Genomic DNA, 20464 nt, shown 5'->3' with positions numbered 1-20464 from the left:
TCAGGCCATACCACCGGCGACGGCCGGCAGGATCGTCACGTTGTCGCCGTCGGCGACCTTGGTGTTGATGCCGTCGAGGAAGCGGACGTCCTCGTCGTTCAGGTAGACGTTCACGAAGCGGCGCAGCTCGCCGCCGTCCACGATGCGGGCCTGGATGCCCGGGTGGCGGGTCTCGAGGTCGGCGAACAGGTCGGCGAGGGTCTCCCCGGTGCCTTCCACCGCCTTCTGACCGTCGGTGTACTGGCGGAGGATGGTCGGGATGCGGACCTCGATGGCCATGGTTGCGGGCTCCTGTCGGAAGGATGGCGGGTCGGAGAGCGCGCGGCGGCGCAAGAGCGTGCGTGGTGGTACGCGGGTCGGGCGCCGCGGCTCACGGCCGTACGGCGGCAGGGGCAGCGTCAACAGATGGCGCTGGCGAGCCTGCACAGGTCGACGTGCAGCCGCGCCACGAGCAGTACGCCCGGCGTCTTGTCGCTCACGTCGTTCAGAACCATGCGCTCATCGTAACGATTCCCGGCCCGGCCCCCGGAGTGTGATCTCGCTCTTCGGACAGAATCCATCCGAGACGCGAGACGGGAGATCGGCCGGGGGCTGCTGCCGGGTGGCCGCCGGATCGACCTCCGGATCAGTACGACTCCACGATCTTGACGTCTTCCTCCGTGACCTCGCCCTCCACGATCCGGAACGAGCGGAACTGGAAGGGGCCCGCGCTGTCGGTGTCGGCGGTGGAGACCAGGACGTAGTGGGCGCCGGGCTCGTTGGCGTAGGAGATGTCCGTGCGGGAGGGGTAGGCCTCGGTCGCGGTGTGGGAGTGGTAGATGACCACCGGGTCCTCGTCGCGGTCGTCCAGCTCGCGGTACAGCTTGAGCAGGTCGCCGGAGTCGAACTCGTAGAACGTGGGCGAGCGGGCCGCGTTCAGCATCGGGACGAAACGCTCGGGGCGGTCCGAGCCGGCCGGGCCGGCGACGACGCCGCACGCCTCGTCGGGGTGGTCCTGGCGCGCGTGCGCGACGATCTGGTCGACGAGGGCCTGGGTGATGGTCAGCATGACCGTCAGCATAAGCAGAGGGGCCGTCCCATACCGAGGGGTGGTACGGGACGGCCCACATGGTGGGCTACGCGTGAGTCAGGGGCCTCAGCGGACCTTCTCCAGCTCCTGCTCGCTGCGCTGGGTGACCTGCGGGTTGCGGGCCTTCAGCACCGCCCAGCCGACGGCCAGGGCGGCCGCCCAGACCGCCATCACGTACAGGCAGATGCGGGAATCGGCGTCGTAGGCGATCAGGCAGGTGACGAAGAGCAGGAACGCGATGGCGATCCAGCTGCACACCGCGCCGCCGGGCGCCGGGAAGGAGGAGGCGGGCAGCCGGCCCGCGTCCACCGCTCGGCGGTACAGGACGTGGCTGACCAGGATCATCAGCCAGGTCCAGATGCCGGCCGCGGTGGCCACCGAGGTGACGTAGCCGAAGGCCTTCTCCGGGACGACGTAGTTGAGGACCACGCCGATGCCCATGAAGGCGACGGAGACCGTGATGCCGAGGGCCGGGGTCTTCGACGCCGACAGCTTGCTGAAGGCCCTCGGGGCCTCGCCGTTGTCCGCGAGGGTGCGCAGCATGCGGCCGGTGGAGTACATGCCCGAGTTGCAGGACGACAGGGCCGCGGTGAGCACCACGAAGTTGACGATTCCGGCGCCGGCCGGGATGCCGATGACCGCGAAGGCCTTCACGAAGGGGCTGACGCCCGCCGCGAACTCGGTCCACTTCACCACGCACAGGATGACGGTGAGGGCGCCGACGTAGAACAGTGCGATGCGCCAGGGCAGGGTGTTGATCGCCTTGGGGAGGGTCTTCTCCGGGTCTTCGGACTCGCCCGCGGTGACCCCGACCAGCTCGACGGCGAGGTAGGCGAACATGACGCCCTGCAGGGTCATCAGGGACGAGCCGACACCCTTGGGGAAGAAGCCGTCGAACTGCCAGAGGTTGGAGACCGCGGCGGTGTCACCGGCCGCGCTGAATCCGAAGGTCAGCACGCCGAGACCGATGACGATCATGCCGATCAGCGCGGTGACCTTGACCATCGAGAACCAGAACTCGATCTCGCCGAACAGCTTCACCGAGATCAGGTTTGCCACGAACAGGACCACCAGGAAGACCAGCGCCGTCACCCACCGCGGGATCGACGGGAACCAGTAGTGGACGTAGATCGCGGCGGCCGTGAGTTCGGCCATGCCGGTCACCACCCACATCAGCCAGTACGTCCAGCCGGTGAAGTAGCCGAAGAACGGGCCGAGGAACTCTCGGGAGTACTCCGCGAAGGAACCCGAGACCGGGCGGTACAGAAGCAGCTCGCCGAGCGCCCGCATGATGAAAAAGATGATCACGCCGGCGACGGCGTACATGAGGATCAGGCTGGGCCCGGCCTTGGCGATGTTCGCCCCCGCGCCCAGGAACAGGCCGACGCCGATGGCGCCGCCGATCGCGATCATCTGGACCTGACGGCTGCCGAGCCCGCGCTCGTACCCCTCCTCGGGGTTGTTCTCCTTGCCGACCTGCACTGAGGTCATGTGTGGTGCGCCTTTCTCCATGCCGACCCGGGCCTCTCGTCGGCCTCGGACCGGTTTTCGATCCCCCCGGATTGATGGAGCGAGCGGGCGGGCCGTCCCCGGCTCCGCTCATGCCTGGCCGACGGTCGTCGGCTCGGTGGCGCACCCGGCGGAACATGGGTGGTGTTCGCCGGGCGGTCGTGAAGATTTATCACGACCGCAATGCTGATCACCCGGACGTCGTGTGGCGCAGCACACAGTAAGAAGCGGACAAAGCGCGCGTGAACGACCCATATACGGCCGCAATGGTGATCCGATCGTTATCCGGATTTGAGCGTCCGCTGAGCGAACACGAAACCCGTACCGATCAGGGCATAAGGGTGGCGACCAGCGTCTCCTGCAGACCGCCGAGCCACAGATAGGCCATCACCATCGGCTTGCGCGGATCCTCGTCGGGCAGCCGGTACAGCTCGTCGGTTTCGTCCTCGTCGGCGACCTCCAGTCGGGAGCCGATCGCGAGGCGCAGGTCGTTCAGGGCACCGAGCCACCGCTCGCACTCCTCGCGCGACAGCCTCAGCACCCCGCCCTCCCGGCTCTGCGAGGTCAGCGCGTCCAGGGTGCGGATCACCGCCAGGGCGTTCTCCCGTTTGCGGGCGCGCAGGTCGTTCTCGGTGAAGCGGCGGAACTCGGCGGAGTGCGCCCGCAGTTCCTCGGCCTCGCCGGGCGACGCGGGCTCGGCGCCGGGGTCGCCGTACGCGTCCGGGAACAGGCGGCGCAGCACCGGGTCGGCGGGTGGCTCGCTGGGCCCCTCCGCGAACAACTCGGCGAGCGGATCCTCGGGGGCGTCCTCGGCGGGGCCGGGCCCGATGAGTTCCAGCAGCTGCACGGCCAGCGACCGGATGATGGAGATCTCGACGTCGTCGAGGGCGACGGCCGCGCCGCCGCCGGGGAGCGGTTCGAAGTGTCCTGACATGAAGGGAGGTCGCTACTTCCGGTCCTGCTGGAGGGTGGCCCACAAGCCGTAGCCGTGCATCGCCTGCACGTCGCGTTCCATCTCCTCGCGGGTACCGCTGGAGACGACCGCCCGGCCCTTGTGGTGGACGTCGAGCATGAGCTTGGTGGCCTTGTCCTTGGAATAGCCGAAGTACGTCTGGAAGACGTACGTCACATAGCTCATGAGGTTGACCGGGTCGTTGTGGACGATCGTGACCCAGGGGACGTCGGGCTCGGGTACGGCGAACTCTTCCTCCGCCGGCTGTGTTCGTTCGATCTCTACGGGAGCGGGTGACGTCACAAGCCCCATGCTGCCACCCGAGGGGGGTGGTCGCACAAACGGACACCCCCGCCGGGACCGCAAATCGTCAAACTGACGAGATGAGGAGTACGATCGGCCGTCGCAGGCACCGGGACCACGGATGCGTGCAACCGAAGAGTCGTGTGTGAGGAGAGGTTTGTGGGTGTAGCGGACCTTGGGTTGCCGGTGGACGTGCCCTCCACGGCGCTCTTCACCGACCACTACGAGCTGACGATGCTGCAGGCCGCCCTGAGGGCGGGCACCGCCGAGCGGCACTCCGTCTTCGAGGTCTTCACCCGGCGGCTCCCCGAGGGCCGCCGCTACGGCGTGGTGGCGGGTACCGGACGTGTCCTCGACGCGGTCGAGAACTTCCGCTTCGACGCGGGCGTCCTCGACTTCCTGCGCGAGCGCCGGGTCGTGGACGCGGAGACCCTCGACTGGCTCGCGGGCTATCGCTTCAGCGGCGACATCTGGGGCTACCCGGAGGGCGAGGTGTACTTCCCCGGGTCGCCGATCATGCGGGTCGAGGGCTCCTTCGCCGAGTGCGTGCTCCTGGAGACCGTCATCCTCTCCATCCTCAACCACGACTCGGCCGTCGCGGCCGCCGCCTCCCGCATGGCCTCCGCCGCCGGGGACCGGCCGCTGATCGAGATGGGCGCCCGGCGCACCCACGAACTGGCCGCCGTGGCCGCCTCCCGCGCCGCCTACGTCGGCGGCTTCACCACCACCTCGGACCTGGCGGCGGGCTTCCGGTACGGCATCCCCACGGTCGGGACGTCCGCGCACGCCTTCACACTGCTGCACGACAGCGAGCGCGACGCCTTCCGGGCCCAGGTGGAGTCGCTGGGCCGGGGCACCACGCTGCTCGTGGACACCTACGACGTCACGGAGGCCGTCCGGCTGGCCGTCGAGGTCGCCGGGCCGGAGCTGGGCGCGGTGCGCATCGACTCCGGCGACCTGCTGCTGGTCGCGCACCGGGTGCGGCAGCAGCTGGACGCGCTCGGCGCCACCCACACGAAGATCATCGTCACCTCGGACCTGGACGAGTACGCCATCGCCTCGCTGGCGGCGGCGCCCGTGGACGCGTACGGCGTGGGCACCAAGCTGGTGACCGGTTCCGGGCATCCGACCTGCTCGATGGTCTACAAGCTGGTCGCCCGCGCCGAGTCGGCCGACCCGAGGATGCTGGTGCCGGTGGCGAAGAAGTCGATCGGCGGCAAGACGTCCGTCGGCGGGCGCAAGTGGGCGGCGCGGCGGCTGGACGAGGAGGGGGTGGCCGAGGCCGAGGTGGTCGGCACCGGTCCGGTGCCGGACGGGCTGGCGGACCGGCAGCTGCTGGTGCAGCTGGTCAAGGGGGGCGAGGTGATCGCCCGGGAGCCGCTGGACGTCGTCCGCGACCGGCACGCGACCGCCCGCGCCAACCTGCCGCTGTCGGCGACGCAGCTCTCCCGCGGTGAGCCGGTGATCCCGACCGAGTACGTGTGACGCCTCGCGGTCGACGCACCCCGGGAGCCCGACGCCTCGCGGTCGACGCGCCCGGGGGACCATGGAGGCGGAGGCGTTCTCACGCGAGGGCGCACGAGCGGCCGACGGGCGGGAACGCGACGGCAACGCACCCGGCGCACCCGGCCGACCGCCCGATGCCCTCTCCCGCCCGGTCCCCGAAGTCTCTAGGCTCGGTAGGTCATGTAGTCAACGGACGGCCGGGCCCGCACCCTCCACACCCGAACCGCTGCCAAGCCGAAGGACACCGACCATGCGCCGCGCCTTGATCGTCGTAGACGTGCAGAACGACTTCTGTGAGGGTGGCAGCCTCGCGGTGGCCGGCGGTGCCGATGTGGCCGCCGCGATCACCGAGCTGATCGGGCAGGCCCCCGCCGGGTACCGCCACGTGGTGGCCACCCGGGACCACCACATCGCCCCCGGCGGCCACTTCGCCGACAACCCCGACTACGTCCACTCGTGGCCCGCGCACTGCGTGGCGGGCACGGAGGGGGTGGGTTTCCACCCGAACTTCGCCCCGGCGGTCGCCTCCGGCGCGGTCGACGCCGTGTTCGAGAAGGGGGCGTACTCGGCGGCGTACAGCGGGTTCGAGGGGGTCGACGAGAACGGGGTCGCGCTCGGGGACTGGCTGCGCGAGCGGGAGATCGACGAGGTGGACGTGGTGGGGATCGCCACGGACCACTGCGTGCGCGCCACCGCGCTGGACGCGGTGCGCCAGGGCTTCCGCACGCAGGTCCTGCTGGACCTGACGGCCGGGGTGGCCGAGGAGACCACGGAGCGCGCGCTGGAGGAGCTCCGGGAGGCGGGCGTGGAGCTGTCCGGCAAGCCGGTGGTGGCATAGCCGGGGCGCCAGGAGGGTGCCCCGGGCCCTCCCGTGCGCCTCAACGGGTCACCACCGGGCCGTCCGCCTCAGCAGGGATCCGATCGGGTGCCACAGCTCGACGGACAGGTCCTGGGCCGCGCTGTCCGGGGCCGTGCGCCATATCAGGCCGTCGGGGTGGTGCAGGACCGCCGTGACCTCGTCCGGGGAGGGCGGAGCCGCGTTGCCGCGCAGGGAGACCACGCGCAGGCCCAGGTTGCGCAGCCGCGTCAGCGCGCGGGCGCGGTTCTGGGCGTGCACCAGGACGCGCACGGAACCCGCGCCCGAACCCGGGCTGGGCAGGTTCAGGGCCACCACCACACTGCCGTTCGGCAGCTTGCAGAAACCTCCTGCGGCCATACGCATCACACCCCCGTGAGACCTGTTGTCAATAAGAGAGCCACAGCACGCACCTAAACACGATCGGCGGCCGCCCGCCAAGGGGCAGCTGCGGATACGCTTCTGACCTGCGGAAACGCGGACCGTTTCACCGCGGGTCCGACCTGCTGCAAGATCGCGCGCCCCTTCCCGGCCTCCTTGATGATCTTGATCTTGGTACTGGTGTCGATGATCTTGACGCCGCGGCCGGGCTCGACGGGTCGCGGCAGGCGCCGGCATGGCCGTCGAGACCGGGACGCGTTTCGACGACTTGATCTCCGCCGGGGGTGCCGTTCTCCGGCCGGACGGTGTGGTCGCCGACCCGGATACCGCGTTGCCGGCCCGCACGCCGCCGAGGTCGTGGTCCGCGGGCGGCGGCGCCCAGCCCGAAGCAGAGGTCCCGGAACGAACGCACCCGAACGGCATAATCTCTTGTCAACCGGCGCGCGCACGTGTCCAGTTGGTGGAACACATGACTCCGTGCGCCCCTTGTGCTTCGGCACCGTGGGTTAGGTCACGCTTACCAACCGTTCCGCTCGGGCATGGAGGCGAATAGGGTCGCTGGGCGGAGCGCCGGAATGGCGGCGGTTTGCCTTGTCGACACCGTTGTCGTTGCCATGATTCCGTGGTTGACGTCCAAGTACCCCATCATTGTCCGCAGTTGTCCGCATCCTCCCCCATCACGAGAGGCACGGGGGGGAGTCCCCCACCCCGAGGAATGGCCATGCCTCGTCCGAACGCCGCACAGCTCGCCTATGGTTCCTGCACCGTGATCTTCTCGACCCTCGCCATGCTGCTGCTGTCGCAGACGAGTTCGCGCCTGGGGATCACCGTGATCGCCTTGGCGGCGCTCGCACTCGGGCTGCTCGTCGCCGTGACGGTACCGCTGCCGAAGTCCGCACCGGCCGCCGCGCCCGCCACACGGCAGCACGCCCCGGCGGGGCGCCCCGCGGCGTCGGTCGGATCCGCCGCGACCGCCGAGCCCGTCCGCGAGCCTGCAAGCCCCTGAACCGGGCGCACATCCGCGCAACTTCACAGGGAGCACTCGAAATCGGCGGGTCCTGGATGCGCGGGCCCGCCGGTTCGCGCGTACGCCCCCGCGCCCCTGGTCAGCCCGCCGTGCTGACCTCCACCGTCCTGGCCGCCTTGTCGTGCAGCCCCTGCTTGTAGGGCCGGTCGAAGAAGCTCCAGCCGCCGCAGATCGCGGTCCACACGCAGGCGCAGCAGAACGCGAACGGCAGCCACAGCACCGCGGCGCGCATCAGGGACACCTTGAGGGAGGGGTTCGAGCCGTCGTCCAGGTTGGCCACGCGCATGTTCAGCAGCCTCTTACCGAACGTCTGTCCGGTTCTGCTGATCAGGACGGTGTCGTAGGCCGTGTAGAGCACGGCGGCGATCACGGACTGGCCCAGGGACTTGCCGGTGTCGACCTTGTTGGCCTCGAGGTTGTACTCGAGGGTGTGGAACGCCCAGGACAGCAGCCAGACGACGATGCCGACGAGGACCATGTCGATGATCCTCGCCAGGACGCGCTTGCCGCTGTCGGCGAGCGGGGGCATCCCGGCGAGGGGATCCGTGCCGTCGTAGGGGCCGTACGGGCCGCCGCCACCGCCGTACGGGCCGCCGCCACCGCCGTACGGGCCGCCACCTTCGCCGTGGGGGCCCCCACCGCCGTACGGGCCGCCACCTTCGCCGTGGGGGGCGCTGCCGCCCGGTGGTCCGTCGCCGGGTGGTTCACCGCCGGGCGGGGGCTGGCCGTGGGGCGGCTCGCCGCCCTGGGCGGACACCGGGGCGTCTCCTCGGCCGGGGGGTGGCGGTTCGGTGCTCATGGCCCGAGTCGACCGCGAACCCTCCGGCTCCGCATCCCTACAGGGCCGTCCGGGTCAGCCGGCGACGAACGTGCGTGCGGCCTTGTCGTGCCAGCACTGGCGCCAGGGGCGGTCGAACAGACACCACAGGACCCCGACCACGCCCACGGCGAGCACGCCGGGGACGCTGTAGACCAGCCAGCGACGCAGGGCCTGGCCGAAGGTCGGGGGCTCGTGGGCCTCGATGTCCCGTACCTCCAGGCCGCACACCTTCTTGCCCAGGGTGCGTCCCCACCTGGCGTTCGGCAGCACCTCGTAGAGGACCCCGAAGCCCAGCAGCACGGCGAGCACGATCGCGAGGTAGACCGACGTCGTGCCGTCGAGCAGCCAGACCGTGACGGTCTGTCCGGACAGCTTCGCCGCGTCGATCTTGGCGTTGACGTGGTCGATCGCCTTCGTGCCCAGCGGTACCGCGGCCAGGCCCGTGACCGCCGCCAGGACCAGGGTGTCGAGCAGCCGCGCGGCCAGCCGCTTGCCGAGTCCCGCGGGCCGCGCCGCCGCCTGGGCCCGGGCGGCCGCCTGGAACATGTCCTCCACCGGCGGCTTCCAGGGGGCGAGAGGCCGGTCGCCCTCGGGGCCCGGGCTCGCCAGCTGGTGGACCTGCTGCGCCCAGGAGGGCTGGCCGCCGCCGGGACCGCTGGTCAGGGGCGTGGCGACCGGCGCGGCGGGCTGCTGTGGGGGCAGCCCCGCCGCGGGCGACGGGACGGACGGCTGTGGCGGGGGCGGGGCGGGGTTCGGGGCGGGGTCCGGGCCGTCCGGGTCCAGGCCCAGCGCCTGACGGGCCGCCGCCCGGGTGCTCGTCGGGCGCCCGGTGCCGGGCTGCCCCGGGCCGGCGCCGGCACCGGCCGCCGCCGTGCCCGAGCCCTGCTCCCCCGTGCGCGGGGAGAGCGCGCGGAACTTCATGGTCCCCTCGGAAGGGGTGGGCTCGTCGGTGCCGGTGGTGCCGTCGGTGGGCGCCGGCCGGCGGAGCGCCGTGGCACCGGGCGAGCCCGAGGACGCCTCGGCCCCGGAGTCGGCAACCGGCAGCCGGGGGTCCGCGGCCTGGGCGGCGCCCCATGACACCCGGCGGTCCTGCTCGCCGCCGAAGCCGGACTGCTGGGAGCGGTCGGCGCCCCAGGCCGGAGCGGGCTCCGAGCGGCCCTCGGCCGGGGCGCCCTGCCCGGGTTCGTCGACCGGGTCCTCGTCGAAGAAGTGCGGCCCGGTCTCCTCCACCGAGGGCTGGGCGGGGCGCGCGCCGGCCGGCGGGGAGAGCGGCTCGCCGTCGGTGGGCGCCGGGCGGCTGGTGCCGGGCACCCAGGCGACACCGTTCCAGTACCGGACATATCCAGGAATGGACGGGTCCGGGTAATAGCCTTCGCGGGGCCTGTCGTCGCCGGGTGCCGGGGTTGGGGCGCTCATGTCCGTCGTCCCGTATCTGCTCGGGGGGTCGTTGGGGGTCCACATCTATCAGACCCGTGCACGAGCCTGTGCGGCTCCGGCCACAAGGCCCACTTTCTGGTCATGGTCGAGCGGTCTTGATCGGCTGGTGGTCCGGAGGTTGCTCCCGGTCGCTCCCCGGGGCGACACAGCCGGAACACAGCCCGAAAGAAGCCCTCCGCAACGCGCGGCACGGTGCCACACGGTCGTGCCCTCACTCGTACGGGCGGGTCAGAAGAGCTTGCCGGGGTTGAGGATGCCCAGCGGGTCGAAGACCTGTTTGACGGCCCGTTGCATCTCCACGCCCACCGGGCCGATCTCACGCGCCAGCCACTCCTTCTTCAGGACGCCGACGCCGTGCTCGCCGGTGATCGTGCCACCGAGTCGCAGGCCGAGGGCCATGATCTCGTCGAAGGACTCGCGGGCGCGCCGGGACTCGTCGGGGTCCTGCGCGTCGAAGCAGACGACGGGGTGGGTGTTGCCGTCACCGGCGTGTGCGGCCACCCCGATGGTGAGCTGGTACTTCTCGGCGATGCGCTCGGTGCCCTCGATCATCTCGCCGAGCCTGGAGCGCGGGACGCACACGTCGTCGATCATCGTCGTGCCGGTGACGGCCTCCAGCGCCGGCAGGGACAACCGCCGTGCCTGCAGCAGCAGTTCGGACTCCGCCGCGTCGTCGGCCGGCACGACCCGGGTGGCGCCCGCGGCCTCGCAGAGCGCGCCGACGGCGGCGAGGTCGGCGGCGGGGTCAGGGGTGTCGAAGGCGGCGAGGAGCAGGGCCTCGGTGCTCTCCGGGAGACCCATGTGGGCCAGGGCGTTGACGGCCTTCACCGTCGTGCGGTCCATGAGTTCCAGGAGCGACGGCACGTGCCCCTGGGTCATGATCCGGCAGACGGCGTCGCAGGCGGCTGCCGCGGAGGCGAACTCGGCCGCCAGGACGAGCTGCTGGGGCGGCCGCGGCTTCAGCGCGAGGACCGCCCGTACGACGATGCCGAGGGAGCCCTCGGAGCCGACGAACAGCCGGGTGAGGTCGTATCCGGCGACCCCCTTGGCGGTACGGCGGCCGGTGGACATCAGGCGCCCGTCGGCGAGGACGACGTCGAGGCCGAGGACGTACTCGGCCGTCACCCCGTACTTCACGCAGCACAGGCCGCCGGAAGCGGTGCCGATGTTGCCGCCGATCGTGCACGTCTCCCAACTGGAGGGGTCGGGCGGGTAGTACAGGCCGTGTTCGTTCACCGCGCGGGAGAGCGTGGCGTTGACGACGCCGGGTTCGACGACGGCGATGCGGTCGACCGGGTCGATCTCCAGGATGCGGTTCATCTTGGTGAGCGACAGCACGATGCATCCGTCGGAGGCGTTGGCCGCGCCCGACAGGCCGGTGCGGGCGCCCTGGGGGACGACCGGGACGCGCAGCTCGGTGGCGGTCCGCAGGACGTGCCGGACCTGTTCGACGGTGCGCGGCAGCACGACCACGGCCGGGAGGCCGGCCGCGCAGAAGCTCGCCATGTCGTTGGCGTACGAGGCCGTGACGTCGGGGTCGGTCAGGACGGCCTCGGGCGGCAGGCCGGCCCGCAGGCGGTCGAGGAGGTTGCCGGTGACTTCGTCGCGCGGGGCTTCGATACGGCTCATGATCACAGCGTCGCACCGGGTGGCGGCGGTGGGAAGCCCGGAGCAGCCCCGCCGGAGGAGCGCGGGGGCCGGAGGAGCGCGGGGGCCGGAGGAGCGCCGGTGGCCGGCGCTCCTCCGCGAGTGGGCCCGGGCGGCCTACAGGTTGCCGCGCTTGGCCTGCTCGCGCTCGATCGCCTCGAACAGGGCCTTGAAGTTGCCCTTGCCGAAGCCCATGGAGCCGTGACGCTCGATGATCTCGAAGAAGACCGTCGGGCGGTCCTGGACCGGCTTGGTGAAGATCTGCAGCAGATAGCCGTCCTCGTCGCGGTCGGCGAGGATCTTCAGCTCGCGCAGGGTCTCGACGGGGACGCGGGTGTCGCCGACCCATTCGCCGAGGGTGTCGTAGTACGAGTCCGGGGTGTCGAGGAACTCCACGCCGGCCGCCCGCATGGTGCGGACCGTGCGCACGATGTCGTTGGTGTTGAGTGCGATGTGCTGGACGCCGGGGCCGCCGTAGAACTCCAGGTACTCGTCGATCTGGGACTTCTTCTTGGCAATGGCGGGCTCGTTGATCGGGAACTTGACCTTGAGGGTGCCGTCGGCGACCACCTTGGACATCAGGGCGCTGTACTCGGTGGCGATGTCGTCGCCCACGAACTCCTTCATGTTCGTGAAGCCCATGACCTTGTTGTAGAACTCGACCCACTCGTTCATGCGGCCGAGTTCCACGTTGCCGACGCAGTGGTCGACGGCCTGGAAGGTGCGGTGCGCGGGCGGCTCCACGATCGGGTCGGCGGCGGTGTAGCCGGGCAGGTAGGGGCCGTCGTAGCCGGAGCGCTCGACCAGGGTGTGGCGGGTCTCGCCGTAGGTGGCGATCGCGGCGAGGACGACGGTGCCGTGCTCGTCCTTCAGTTCGTACGGCTCGGCGACGGAGCGGGCGCCGTGTTCGAGGGCGTACGCGTACGCGGCGCGGGCGTCGGGGACCTCGATGGCGAGGTCGACGACGCCGTCGCCGTGTTCGGCCACGTGCTGGGCAAGGAAGTGGCCCCAGGTGGTGGCCGGCTTGATGACGGAGGTGAGGACGAAACGGGCGGAGCCGTTCTCCAGGACGTAGCTGGCCGTCTCGCGGCTGCCGTTCTCCGGTCCGGAGTACGCCACGAGCCGCATGCCGAAGGCGGTGGAGTAGTAGTGCGCGGCCTGCTTGGCGTTGCCGACGGCGAAGACGACCGCGTCCATTCCCTTCACCGGGAAGGGGTCGGCCTCGCGCGCGGTGTCAGGGGCGTGGTGTGTGGTCTGCGTCATAGCGGCAGGGTCACCCGACTCCGCAAGGTGCGCAATAGTTTGCTTCTGGACTGGGCAATCTGCCCGGTGAAAGGCCCGCATCGCCGGGCGTTCTGTACAGGATGACCAAGGAGGGGCGCGGTATGGCGATCGATCATCTGGACGCCCGGCTCATCGTGCTGCTCGCCCGGGAGCCGCGCATCGGGGTGCTGGAGATGTCGCGGCGGCTGGGCGTGGCGCGCGGCACGGTCCAGGCGCGCCTGGACCGTCTGCAGACTAAGGGGGTGATCCGGGGCTTCGGCCCGGAGGTGGACCCGGCTGCGCTCGGCTATCCGGTCACGGCGTTCGCGACCCTGCAGATCCGCCAGGGCCAGGGCGCGGACGTGCGGGCCCATCTGGCCACGGTCCCGGAGGTCCTGGAGCTGCACACCACCACGGGCAGCGGCGACATGCTGTGCCGCCTGGTGGCCCGCTCGAACGCGGACCTGCAGCGGGTGATCGACCGGGTGGTCGGCTTCGAGGGCATCGTCCGCGCCTCCACGGCGATCGTGATGGAGAACGCGGTACCGCTGCGGATCATCCCCCTGGTGGAGCAGGCGGCACGGGACCGGGAGGGGGTGTGAGCCGGTGCGGCCGGGCCTCCGGGCCTGTCAGGCGTCACCTGCGGCCGGGTGCCCCGTGACGCGGAGCACCGGGTCGTTGCGCAGCCGTACGAAGGTGACGAACAGGGTCAGGGCCTGGAGGGCGGCGCACGCCCCGATGACGTCGGTCAGATACGGCGGCGGCGTGACGGCCAGCAGGATGCCCGCCACGGGGAAGGGGACCAGCAGGAGCAGGATGGTCAGGGACAGCGTCGTTCCGAAGGCCGCGGGCGGGATGATCAGCGAGCGCAGGGTGCGCAGCACCACGGTGAGCCCTCCGTCGGCGGCCATGAAGAGGGCCACGAGGGCCGTGTAGCCGAGGTACGAGGGCGCCTGCGGCACGGCGAGGCAGGCGGCGGACGCGACGGTCGCACTGATCACGCCGACCCCCCACAGGCCCACCCGGCCCAGGGCGAACCGGCAGCAGGTGATCGCGACCAGTGTGGCGGCGGCGGCGACCGACCAGAGCGTCCCGACGGCGGCCGGGGACCGGCCGAAGCGGCCCTCGACGAGGACGGGCCCGGCCGACTGCAGCAGACCGAGCGCCAGGTTGGAGCAGGCGAGGCCGGCCACGAGCCGCCGCAGGGACGGCAGGGAACGCAGCGTCCGCCACCCGTCCCGCATGCCTCCGCGACGCCCCTGTCCGCCCTGGTGCGCGGCGCGCAGGGGGGTGGGCGGGGTCTGCAGGGCGAGGCCCGCGGACAGGAAGGACAGCACGCTCAGGCAGGCGAGCATGCGGGTCGGCCCGGTCAGGAGCAGAACGCCGCCCAGGGCCGGGCCGACGAGGGTGGCCGTCTGGTCGATGCCGATCAGCACCGGCTGCACCTTGTGGGTCCGTCCCGTGACGCGGCGGCCGGCGATGGCGCCCACCGCCTCGTTGGCGATGAAGCCGAACTGGGTGAGGGCACCGGTCACGGCGGCCAGCACCATGACGGTGACGGTCTCGGCCGTCCCCCGCGGCAGCACCACCAGCACGACGGCGGCGCCCGCCACCAGCAGGGCGCGGGCGAGCGAGGCGAGGAAGCACACGATCGCCGCGCCGCTGCGGTCCACCAGGGCACCGGCGAAGCCGAAGGCGGCCACCCGGGGGATCCATTCGAGTGCGAAGGCCAGGCCGGTCAGGGACGCGGAGCCGGTGGTCGCCAGCACGACGAGTGGCATGGCGTAGGTGGCCATGGAGTAGGCGAGCGCGTCGCAGGCGCGCGGTGCGTAGACCCGTCGGAGCAGACTGCCCGTGGGCACCGCGGCGTGCCGGCCGGCGGGCCGGCTGTCGTACAGGGAGACGGTCACGAAGTGAGGGGGCTTTCGGTGAGCGGATGCGCGGACGTACGGCCGGAGCGTTCTGGGCCGCTCACGCGGACGAGGACGCTTCCGCCATCTTCGCCATGGGCATGACACAACACTGGGTCACATGGAACTCCGCTCGGAAACGGGAGCCGAAGACAGGAAAGACCGCGCCGGGAGGCCTTGTTGAGCCCTTAACTACGGCGCGGTAACAAGATAGCGGAAGAGATCGCTCCCGCAGAGCCCTTCGACTGAGGTTCCCTCGGCCAGTGCTGTGGCCGGAAAGGTTTGCCGCGAGCCGGTGAACCTTTCCGGTCACGGCACCAGCTAGCAGCTCGGGACCGAGTCCTTGCTCTTCTCCAGGGACACGAGGGCGTCGACGGCGCTCTTCAGGGTGGTCACCGGAACCAGGCGCAGTCCCCTGGGCAGTTCCGCCCTCGCGTCGGCGCACTCCGCCCTGGGGACCAGGAACACCGTCGCACCGTCCCGCTTGGCGGCCTGGGTCTTCAGGGCCACGCCGCCCACCGGGCCGACCCGGCCCGAGGAGTCGATCGTGCCCGTACCGGCGATGGTGCGGCCGCCCGTGAGGTCGCCGCCCGTGCCGTCGCCGCCCAGCTTGTCGATGATGCCGAGGGTGAACAGCAGCCCCGCGCTGGGGCCGCCGACGTCCGCGAGCCTCAGGGTGACCTTGACGTTCTTGTCGCTGAGGTGCAGATAGGACAGGGCCGCGCGGGTGGCCGCGTCCTGGGACTGCTTCATCTGCTCGGTGTTGTGCTGCTCGATCTCCTTGACGGTGTCGCCGCTCGGGTAGACCGCGTCGCGCGGCAGTACCGCACGGTCGGTGCGGAACCAGCCGTCCACCACCTCACCGAGCGAAACGTGCGCGTCGGGGCCCGTCGCCTCGATCGTCGTCATCCGCAGCTGGCCCGTCGTCGTACGGGTGGGCGCTCCACTGATCGTGATCACCGCGGCGCCCTTGTTCGTGCCCAGCACGTTCGCCGTCATTCCGGGCTGCGCCACGACGAACGGCAGCGGCGCGAACGCCGCCACGGCGAGCAGGGCCGTGACGGGCAGGGCGCAGACGGCGACGGCCTTGGGGCCGGAGAGACGAGAGAGCACGGGATCAATCTAACGCGACGGCCACTTCTGGCCAGGTCGGCGGTCGGCCTGAGGGCGGGGCGGACCCCTTCTGGGGCCCGCCCGCAGGCCGGGTCCCGGTCGGGCTCCACAGAGCCCACCGGACCCCGGTCAGGCCCCACCGACCCCCGGTCACGCCGTATGGAGGTCGGCCCTCCCCGTCGTGAAGCGCCGCAGTGCGTCCGGTAGTGGTTCCACGCCGATCCCCGGGGCGGACGGGACCGGCAGGTGGCCGTCCTCCAGGACGAACGGCTCGGTGATGTCCTCCGCGAAGTAGCGGGCCGACGCCGAGGTGTCGCCCGGGAGCGTGAAGCCGGGCAGGGCGGCCAGGGCGAGGTTCGGCGCGCGTCCGATCCCCGTCTCCAGCATGCCGCCGCACCACACCGGCACCCCGTGCGCGTGCGCCACGTCGTGCACACGTCGGGCCTCCAGGTAGCCGCCGACCCGCGCGGGCTTGACGTTCACCACACGGCAGGCGTCCATGGCGATCGCGGAGGCGGTGTCGCGGGCGTTGTGCAGGGACTCGTCCAGGCAGACGGGGGTTGCGAGGCGCTGCTGGAGCCGGGCGTGGGCGTGCAGGTCGTTCTCGCCCAGCGGCTCCTCGATCAGCAGCAGCCCGAACTCGTCCAGCCGCCGCAGGTGCTCGGCGTCGGCGAGGTTGTAGGCCGTGTTCGCGTCGACCTGCAGGGGCAGCGCATCCCCGAACCGCTCGCGTACGGCCCGTACGGGTTCCAGGTCCCAGCCCGGCTCGATCTTCAGCTTGATGCGGACGTAGCCCTCGGCCAGGTAGTGCTCGACATCGTCCAGCAGTTCGGGCACGGAGTCCTTGATGCCCACCGACACCCCGGCCGGAACCCGGTCCCGTACCGCCCCCAGGTAGGACGCGAGCGGCATGCCGTGTGCGCGCAGCTCGGCGTCCAGGACCGCCGTCTCCAGTGCCGCCTTCGCGAGCTCGTGCCCCTTGACCCGCGCCATGGCCGGGGCGAGCGCGGCCGTCGTCAGCCGGGGCAGGGCGCCGGCACGCGGCAGCAGGAAGTCCCGCAGGACGATCTCGGCCCCGGCGGTGAACTCGGAGCAGTAGCGCGGCTCGGGATCGGCCGCGAACTCCGACCAGCCCTCGGCGGTGTCCGTGACGACGTGCAGCAGGAAGGTGTCCTTGGTGGTCATCGTCCCGAAGGAGGTGCGGAACGGGGTCACGAGCGGGATCGACACATGGACGATCTCGACGCGTTCCAGTTTCATGCCGGGGGGTCCTCCTCGCGCGTGAGCGTGTACCAGCCGTCCCGCGACATGCCGGTCGCGGTGAACCCGTCGGCGAAGGCCGAGGTGAGGACGACTCTGACGGAGTGCCGCCAGCGCAGGGCGAGGGCCGGGTCGGCGGCGCGCAGGGCGACGATGTCGTCCGGTACGCGGCACCACACCCGCCGGTCGTCGCGGGAGCGGCGGGCGAGCGGGGCGTCGTCCGGGGCGCGGTGCGTGACGGGTGCGGCGGCGCGGTCGCCGGTGGCGCCCTCCTCGCGGGGCGCCGTCAGGTCCCAGGTCACCGTGAGCCGGTCGCTCTCGTCGCCCTCGTTGACGCCGTCGGCCATCGGACCGTAGAAGTCGACCAGGTACTCGGTGCCCGTCGCGCCCAGCTTGACCAGGTTGAAGCGGGCGTTGCGACCCACCAGCGGGTCGAAGGTCCAGCGCAGGGTGCGGGCGCCGTGCTCCAGGAGCCAGCCGCGCTGCGCCTGCTTCACGGCGTATCCGACGCCCCGGTGGGCCGCCGCCAGCAGCGAGTACGCGTCCGCGGACGCCGGCGGCCCGAAGACGGCGACGCAGGCCCCGGCGAGCCGGCCCCCGTCCAGGGTGTACGCGGCGTGCACGGCGCCGCCCGCGTGCGCCAGGCTGTGCATCACCTCCGCGGGCACCGGCGGGGCCTGCCGCGGGGTCTTCCAGACGTCGCTGAAGAAGTCGGCCACGGCGGCGATACCGGTCACGTCGTGCACGGTGCGCACGGTGACTCCGGCCGCGCGGGCGGCGTGGTCGGCGTCGTCCGCGGCGGTGCGGACGGGTGGTCGGTCCGTCTCTGCAGTCATGACACGAGTGTCGAAGCAGGGGCGGGCGTCGGCGTTGTGGAGACGGACAACGTGTGCGTACGTTGCTGAGAGCATCGGCCAAACAGAACCGTGGCGCTGCGAAGGCCGGCCCGACGGACCCGTTGCCGAGGGAATCGGCGCACAGACACCCCGGGGGACACCGCACATGGACGTCCGCACACTCGGCGACCTGCTGGACGTCGCAGGCGAGCCCTCGCTGCGCCTGTGCACCGCGCCCGCCGGGCTCACCGCGCCCGTCACCGAGGTACTGCTGTACGACGCCCACGCCCCGCTCCCCCGCGTCCCGGGCTCCCTGCTGCTCGCGGTGGGCGTCCCGCCCCGGGCCGCCGGGCCGCTGGTGCGGGCCGCGGCGGAGGCCGGGACGACCGGTGTCGTCGTGCGGGGCGCGGGCGGGCCGGTCGCCGAGGCGCAGGCGGCCGGGGTCGCCCTGCTCCGCGTCGACGAGGACGCTGCCTGGCACGAGGTGCACCTGCTGCTGGCGTCGGCGATCGCCGCGCGCCCGGCGGCCGGGGGCGGCGGGGACACGCGCGGGGAGCTGTTCGCACTGGCCGACGCGGTGGCGGCGGCCGTCGGCGGGGCCACCGCGATCGAGGACCCGGGACAGCGGATCCTCGCCTACTCGACGGTTCCCGGGCAGGCCACCGACGAGGACCGCCGTCAGGGCATCCTCGGCCTGAAGGTGCCGGAGATACCGGACAACACCGAGCAGTACCGGACCGTCCTCGCGGCCCCCGGCCCGGTACGGCTGCCGGCTCTCGCCGGGGCGCTGCCACGGCTCGCCGTCGCCGTCCGCGCCGGCGGGGAGACCCTCGGCTCCCTGTGGGTGGTGGACGACGGCCGACTGGCCCCCGACGCCGAGGAGGCGCTGGCGCGGGGTGCCTCCACGGCGGCCCTGCTCCTGCTGCGGGCGCGTGCCGCGCAGGAGCTGGCCCGGCACCAGGACGGCGCCCTGCTGCGCCGCGTCCTCGAGGGCACCGCCGACCCGGCCGCCGCCGCCCACCGGCTCGGGCTCCAGGCCGTGCGGGTGGCCGCGTTCGTCCTGGACTCCCCGGTGTCCGCACCGTCCGCCCCGGACGACGAGCAGACCACGCTGCGGCTGCTGGACCTCGTACGGCTGCAGTGCGAGGCGCGGTACGGGCGGCACGCGTGCGTGCTGGTCGACGGGGTGGTCTACGCGCTGCTGCCCGCTTCCGGGGAGCGTGGCGGTGAACGGCACCTGCGGTTGGCCGGGGACATCGTGCGGCGGGCGGGGCAGGCGCTGCGGGTGCCGGTGCGGGCGGGGCTCGGGGAGGTGGTGCCCTCCCTCGCCGGGGCGGCCGCCTCGCGGCAGGACGCGGACCTGGTGCTGCGGGTGCTCGGGCCACACCTGCCGGTGGCGTCCGCGCGACGGGTGCGGGCCCGGATCACGCTGCTGCGGCTCGCCGAAGTGATGCGGGAGCGGCGGGAGTTGGCCGTGGGGGCGTGGGAGGAGGTCGTGGCGTACGACGCCGGGCACGGCACGGAGTACGCGGCGACGCTGCTGGCGTGGCTGGAGGCGGGCTGCGATGCGGGAAGTGCGGCCCAGCGGCTCGCCGTCCATCCGAACACGTGCCGGTACCGGCTGCGTCAGGTGCGGCGGCAGCTCGGGGTGGACCTGGACGACGCGGACGAACGGCTGGCGCTGTGGCTGCAGTTGAGGGTGCTGAGGGACTGATGGCCTGCCTGCGCCGAGGGTCAGCGCAGCGCCTCCGCCACCTCCCGCGCGGCGTCCACCACCCGCAGGCCCACCCTCTCCGGTACCGAGTCCGCCAGCATCACGACACCCACGCTGCCCTCGACACCCGTCACCCCGATCAGCGGTGCGGCGGCCCCGCAGGCGCCTGCCTCCAACTCGCCGTGCGTCAGCGTGTACCCGGGCTCGGCGACGGACTGCCGGCGGGCGGCGAGGATCGCCCGGCCCGCGGCTCCCCGGTCGAGCGGGTGCCGGAACCCGGCGCGGTACGCCACGTGGTAGTCGGTCCACGACGGCTCGACCACCGCGACGGCCAGCGCTTCCGAGCCGTCGACGAGGGTGAGGTGCGCGGTCGCGCCTATGTCCTCCGCCAGCGCCCGCAGCGCGGGCAGCGCGGCCTCCCGCACCAGCGGATGCACCTGGCGGCCCAGGCGCAGTACGCCCAGTCCGACCCGGGCGCGGCCACCCAGGTCGCGGCGCACGAGGGAGTGCTGCTCCAGCGTGGCCAACAACCGGTACACCACGGTCCGGTTCACGCCCAGTTTGTGGGACAGCTCGGTGACGGTCAGCCCGTGGTCGGTGTCGGCGAGCAGCTTGAGGACCTTCAGGCCCCGGTCGAGCGTCTGGGAAGTCTCCGCGGTCACGACGCCCACTCCTTAGTGGTGAGGTCGACGGCCCCCTCCGCGGCGGATGCGACGCCGGGTCCCGCCGGCGACGCGCTTCAGAGGCCGCCGATCGGCCGGCGGCCCGGGCGGCTCCCGGACTCTGTCGCTTCACGGCTGCGCTCCGCGGCGGCGCTGCCACGGGGCGTGTGCTAGCGGGACAGTAGCGAGCCGGTTCGCT

General features: G+C 72.1%; 21 protein-coding genes. 5 read left to right on the top strand and 16 right to left on the bottom strand.

Going from position 1 to position 20464, the window contains the following annotated elements; translation table 11 throughout:
* The 6 genes from AC5WS8_RS07595 to clpS form a co-directional block, all read right to left on the bottom strand.
* Positions 1–279 (bottom strand): MoaD/ThiS family protein, encoded by a 279-nt coding sequence (locus AC5WS8_RS07595; RefSeq protein ID WP_103845066.1) that lies wholly within the window; start codon positions 277–279, stop codon positions 1–3.
* A 119-nt stretch (positions 280–398) separates the two neighbouring features.
* Positions 399–494, bottom strand: a complete 96-nt coding sequence (locus AC5WS8_RS07590; RefSeq protein ID WP_496102521.1) for a putative leader peptide — start codon at positions 492–494, stop codon at positions 399–401.
* A gap of 131 nt (positions 495–625) precedes the next feature.
* On the bottom strand, positions 626–1048 hold the full coding sequence (locus AC5WS8_RS07585) for a M67 family metallopeptidase (protein WP_496102520.1): 423 nt from the start codon (positions 1046–1048) through the stop codon (positions 626–628).
* A gap of 87 nt (positions 1049–1135) precedes the next feature.
* Entirely contained in the window at positions 1136–2560 is a 1425-nt protein-coding gene (locus AC5WS8_RS07580) for an amino acid permease (RefSeq protein WP_496102519.1), read from the bottom strand.
* A gap of 346 nt (positions 2561–2906) precedes the next feature.
* Positions 2907–3512 carry a DUF2017 domain-containing protein gene (locus AC5WS8_RS07575; protein ID WP_496102518.1) on the bottom strand — a complete coding sequence of 202 codons (606 nt, stop codon included), beginning with the start codon at positions 3510–3512 and terminating at the stop codon, positions 2907–2909.
* Between the two features lie 12 nt (positions 3513–3524).
* Positions 3525–3842, bottom strand: coding sequence for an ATP-dependent Clp protease adapter ClpS (gene clpS, locus AC5WS8_RS07570; RefSeq protein ID WP_388994098.1), 318 nt, complete (start codon positions 3840–3842; stop codon positions 3525–3527).
* A 150-nt stretch (positions 3843–3992) separates the two neighbouring features.
* Here clpS and AC5WS8_RS07565 point away from each other — a divergent pair, with 150 nt between their 5' ends.
* A complete protein-coding gene (locus AC5WS8_RS07565) occupies positions 3993–5318 on the top strand; it encodes a nicotinate phosphoribosyltransferase (protein WP_496102517.1) in 1326 nt (441 codons plus the stop codon).
* Between the two features lie 271 nt (positions 5319–5589).
* Complete coding sequence (locus AC5WS8_RS07560) at positions 5590–6177, top strand: isochorismatase family protein (RefSeq protein WP_496102516.1); 588 nt, start codon at positions 5590–5592, stop codon at positions 6175–6177.
* Positions 6178–6225: 48 nt separating this feature from the next.
* On the opposite strand, the gene AC5WS8_RS07555 is transcribed toward AC5WS8_RS07560, so the two are convergent.
* On the bottom strand, positions 6226–6555 hold the full coding sequence (locus AC5WS8_RS07555) for a hypothetical protein (RefSeq protein WP_496102515.1): 330 nt from the start codon (positions 6553–6555) through the stop codon (positions 6226–6228).
* Positions 6556–7297: 742 nt separating this feature from the next.
* Between AC5WS8_RS07555 and AC5WS8_RS07550 the strand changes: the two genes are divergently transcribed.
* Positions 7298–7582: a hypothetical protein gene (locus AC5WS8_RS07550; RefSeq protein ID WP_496102514.1), complete on the top strand. Its 285-nt coding sequence runs from the start codon at positions 7298–7300 to the stop codon at positions 7580–7582.
* Positions 7583–7682: 100 nt separating this feature from the next.
* On the opposite strand, the gene AC5WS8_RS07545 is transcribed toward AC5WS8_RS07550, so the two are convergent.
* The 4 genes from AC5WS8_RS07545 to hppD form a co-directional block, all read right to left on the bottom strand.
* Positions 7683–8402, bottom strand: a complete 720-nt coding sequence (locus AC5WS8_RS07545; RefSeq protein ID WP_496102513.1) for an RDD family protein — start codon at positions 8400–8402, stop codon at positions 7683–7685.
* A gap of 54 nt (positions 8403–8456) precedes the next feature.
* Positions 8457–9839, bottom strand: a complete 1383-nt coding sequence (locus AC5WS8_RS07540; RefSeq protein WP_496102512.1) for an RDD family protein — start codon at positions 9837–9839, stop codon at positions 8457–8459.
* 249 nt (positions 9840–10088) lie between these two features.
* On the bottom strand, positions 10089–11495 hold the full coding sequence (locus tag AC5WS8_RS07535) for an FAD-binding oxidoreductase (RefSeq protein ID WP_496102511.1): 1407 nt from the start codon (positions 11493–11495) through the stop codon (positions 10089–10091).
* Positions 11496–11624: 129 nt separating this feature from the next.
* Positions 11625–12770, bottom strand: a complete 1146-nt coding sequence (hppD, locus tag AC5WS8_RS07530; protein ID WP_496102510.1) for a 4-hydroxyphenylpyruvate dioxygenase — start codon at positions 12768–12770, stop codon at positions 11625–11627.
* A gap of 122 nt (positions 12771–12892) precedes the next feature.
* Here hppD and AC5WS8_RS07525 point away from each other — a divergent pair, with 122 nt between their 5' ends.
* Positions 12893–13372 carry an Lrp/AsnC family transcriptional regulator gene (locus AC5WS8_RS07525; RefSeq protein ID WP_496102509.1) on the top strand — a complete coding sequence of 160 codons (480 nt, stop codon included), beginning with the start codon at positions 12893–12895 and terminating at the stop codon, positions 13370–13372.
* Between the two features lie 27 nt (positions 13373–13399).
* On the opposite strand, the gene AC5WS8_RS07520 is transcribed toward AC5WS8_RS07525, so the two are convergent.
* The 4 genes from AC5WS8_RS07520 to AC5WS8_RS07505 form a co-directional block, all read right to left on the bottom strand.
* On the bottom strand, positions 13400–14680 hold the full coding sequence (locus tag AC5WS8_RS07520; protein WP_496102508.1) for an MFS transporter: 1281 nt from the start codon (positions 14678–14680) through the stop codon (positions 13400–13402).
* Positions 14681–15001: 321 nt separating this feature from the next.
* Complete coding sequence (locus tag AC5WS8_RS07515; RefSeq protein WP_496102507.1) at positions 15002–15793, bottom strand: S16 family serine protease; 792 nt, start codon at positions 15791–15793, stop codon at positions 15002–15004.
* 150 nt (positions 15794–15943) lie between these two features.
* Positions 15944–17053: an o-succinylbenzoate synthase gene (menC, locus tag AC5WS8_RS07510; RefSeq protein ID WP_496102506.1), complete on the bottom strand. Its 1110-nt coding sequence runs from the start codon at positions 17051–17053 to the stop codon at positions 15944–15946.
* The gene (locus tag AC5WS8_RS07505; protein ID WP_496102505.1) at positions 17050–17889 is read right to left on the bottom strand and encodes a chorismate synthase; all 840 of its coding nucleotides are present in this window, start codon (positions 17887–17889) and stop codon (positions 17050–17052) included. Before AC5WS8_RS07505 ends, menC begins: the two co-directional genes overlap by 4 nt.
* A 166-nt stretch (positions 17890–18055) precedes the next feature.
* Between AC5WS8_RS07505 and AC5WS8_RS07500 the strand changes: the two genes are divergently transcribed.
* Positions 18056–19603 carry a PucR family transcriptional regulator gene (locus tag AC5WS8_RS07500; protein ID WP_496102504.1) on the top strand — a complete coding sequence of 516 codons (1548 nt, stop codon included), beginning with the start codon at positions 18056–18058 and terminating at the stop codon, positions 19601–19603.
* Between the two features lie 20 nt (positions 19604–19623).
* Here AC5WS8_RS07500 and AC5WS8_RS07495 read toward each other — a convergent pair whose 3' ends face one another.
* Positions 19624–20265 (bottom strand): IclR family transcriptional regulator, encoded by a 642-nt coding sequence (locus AC5WS8_RS07495; protein WP_496102503.1) that lies wholly within the window; start codon positions 20263–20265, stop codon positions 19624–19626.
* Positions 20266–20464: the final 199 nt, after the last annotated feature.

The organism is Streptomyces sp. PTL18 (genome assembly GCF_059510295.1).
Note: the sequence above shows the minus strand (reverse complement) of the source record. Positions and strands in the feature narration are given on the sequence as shown.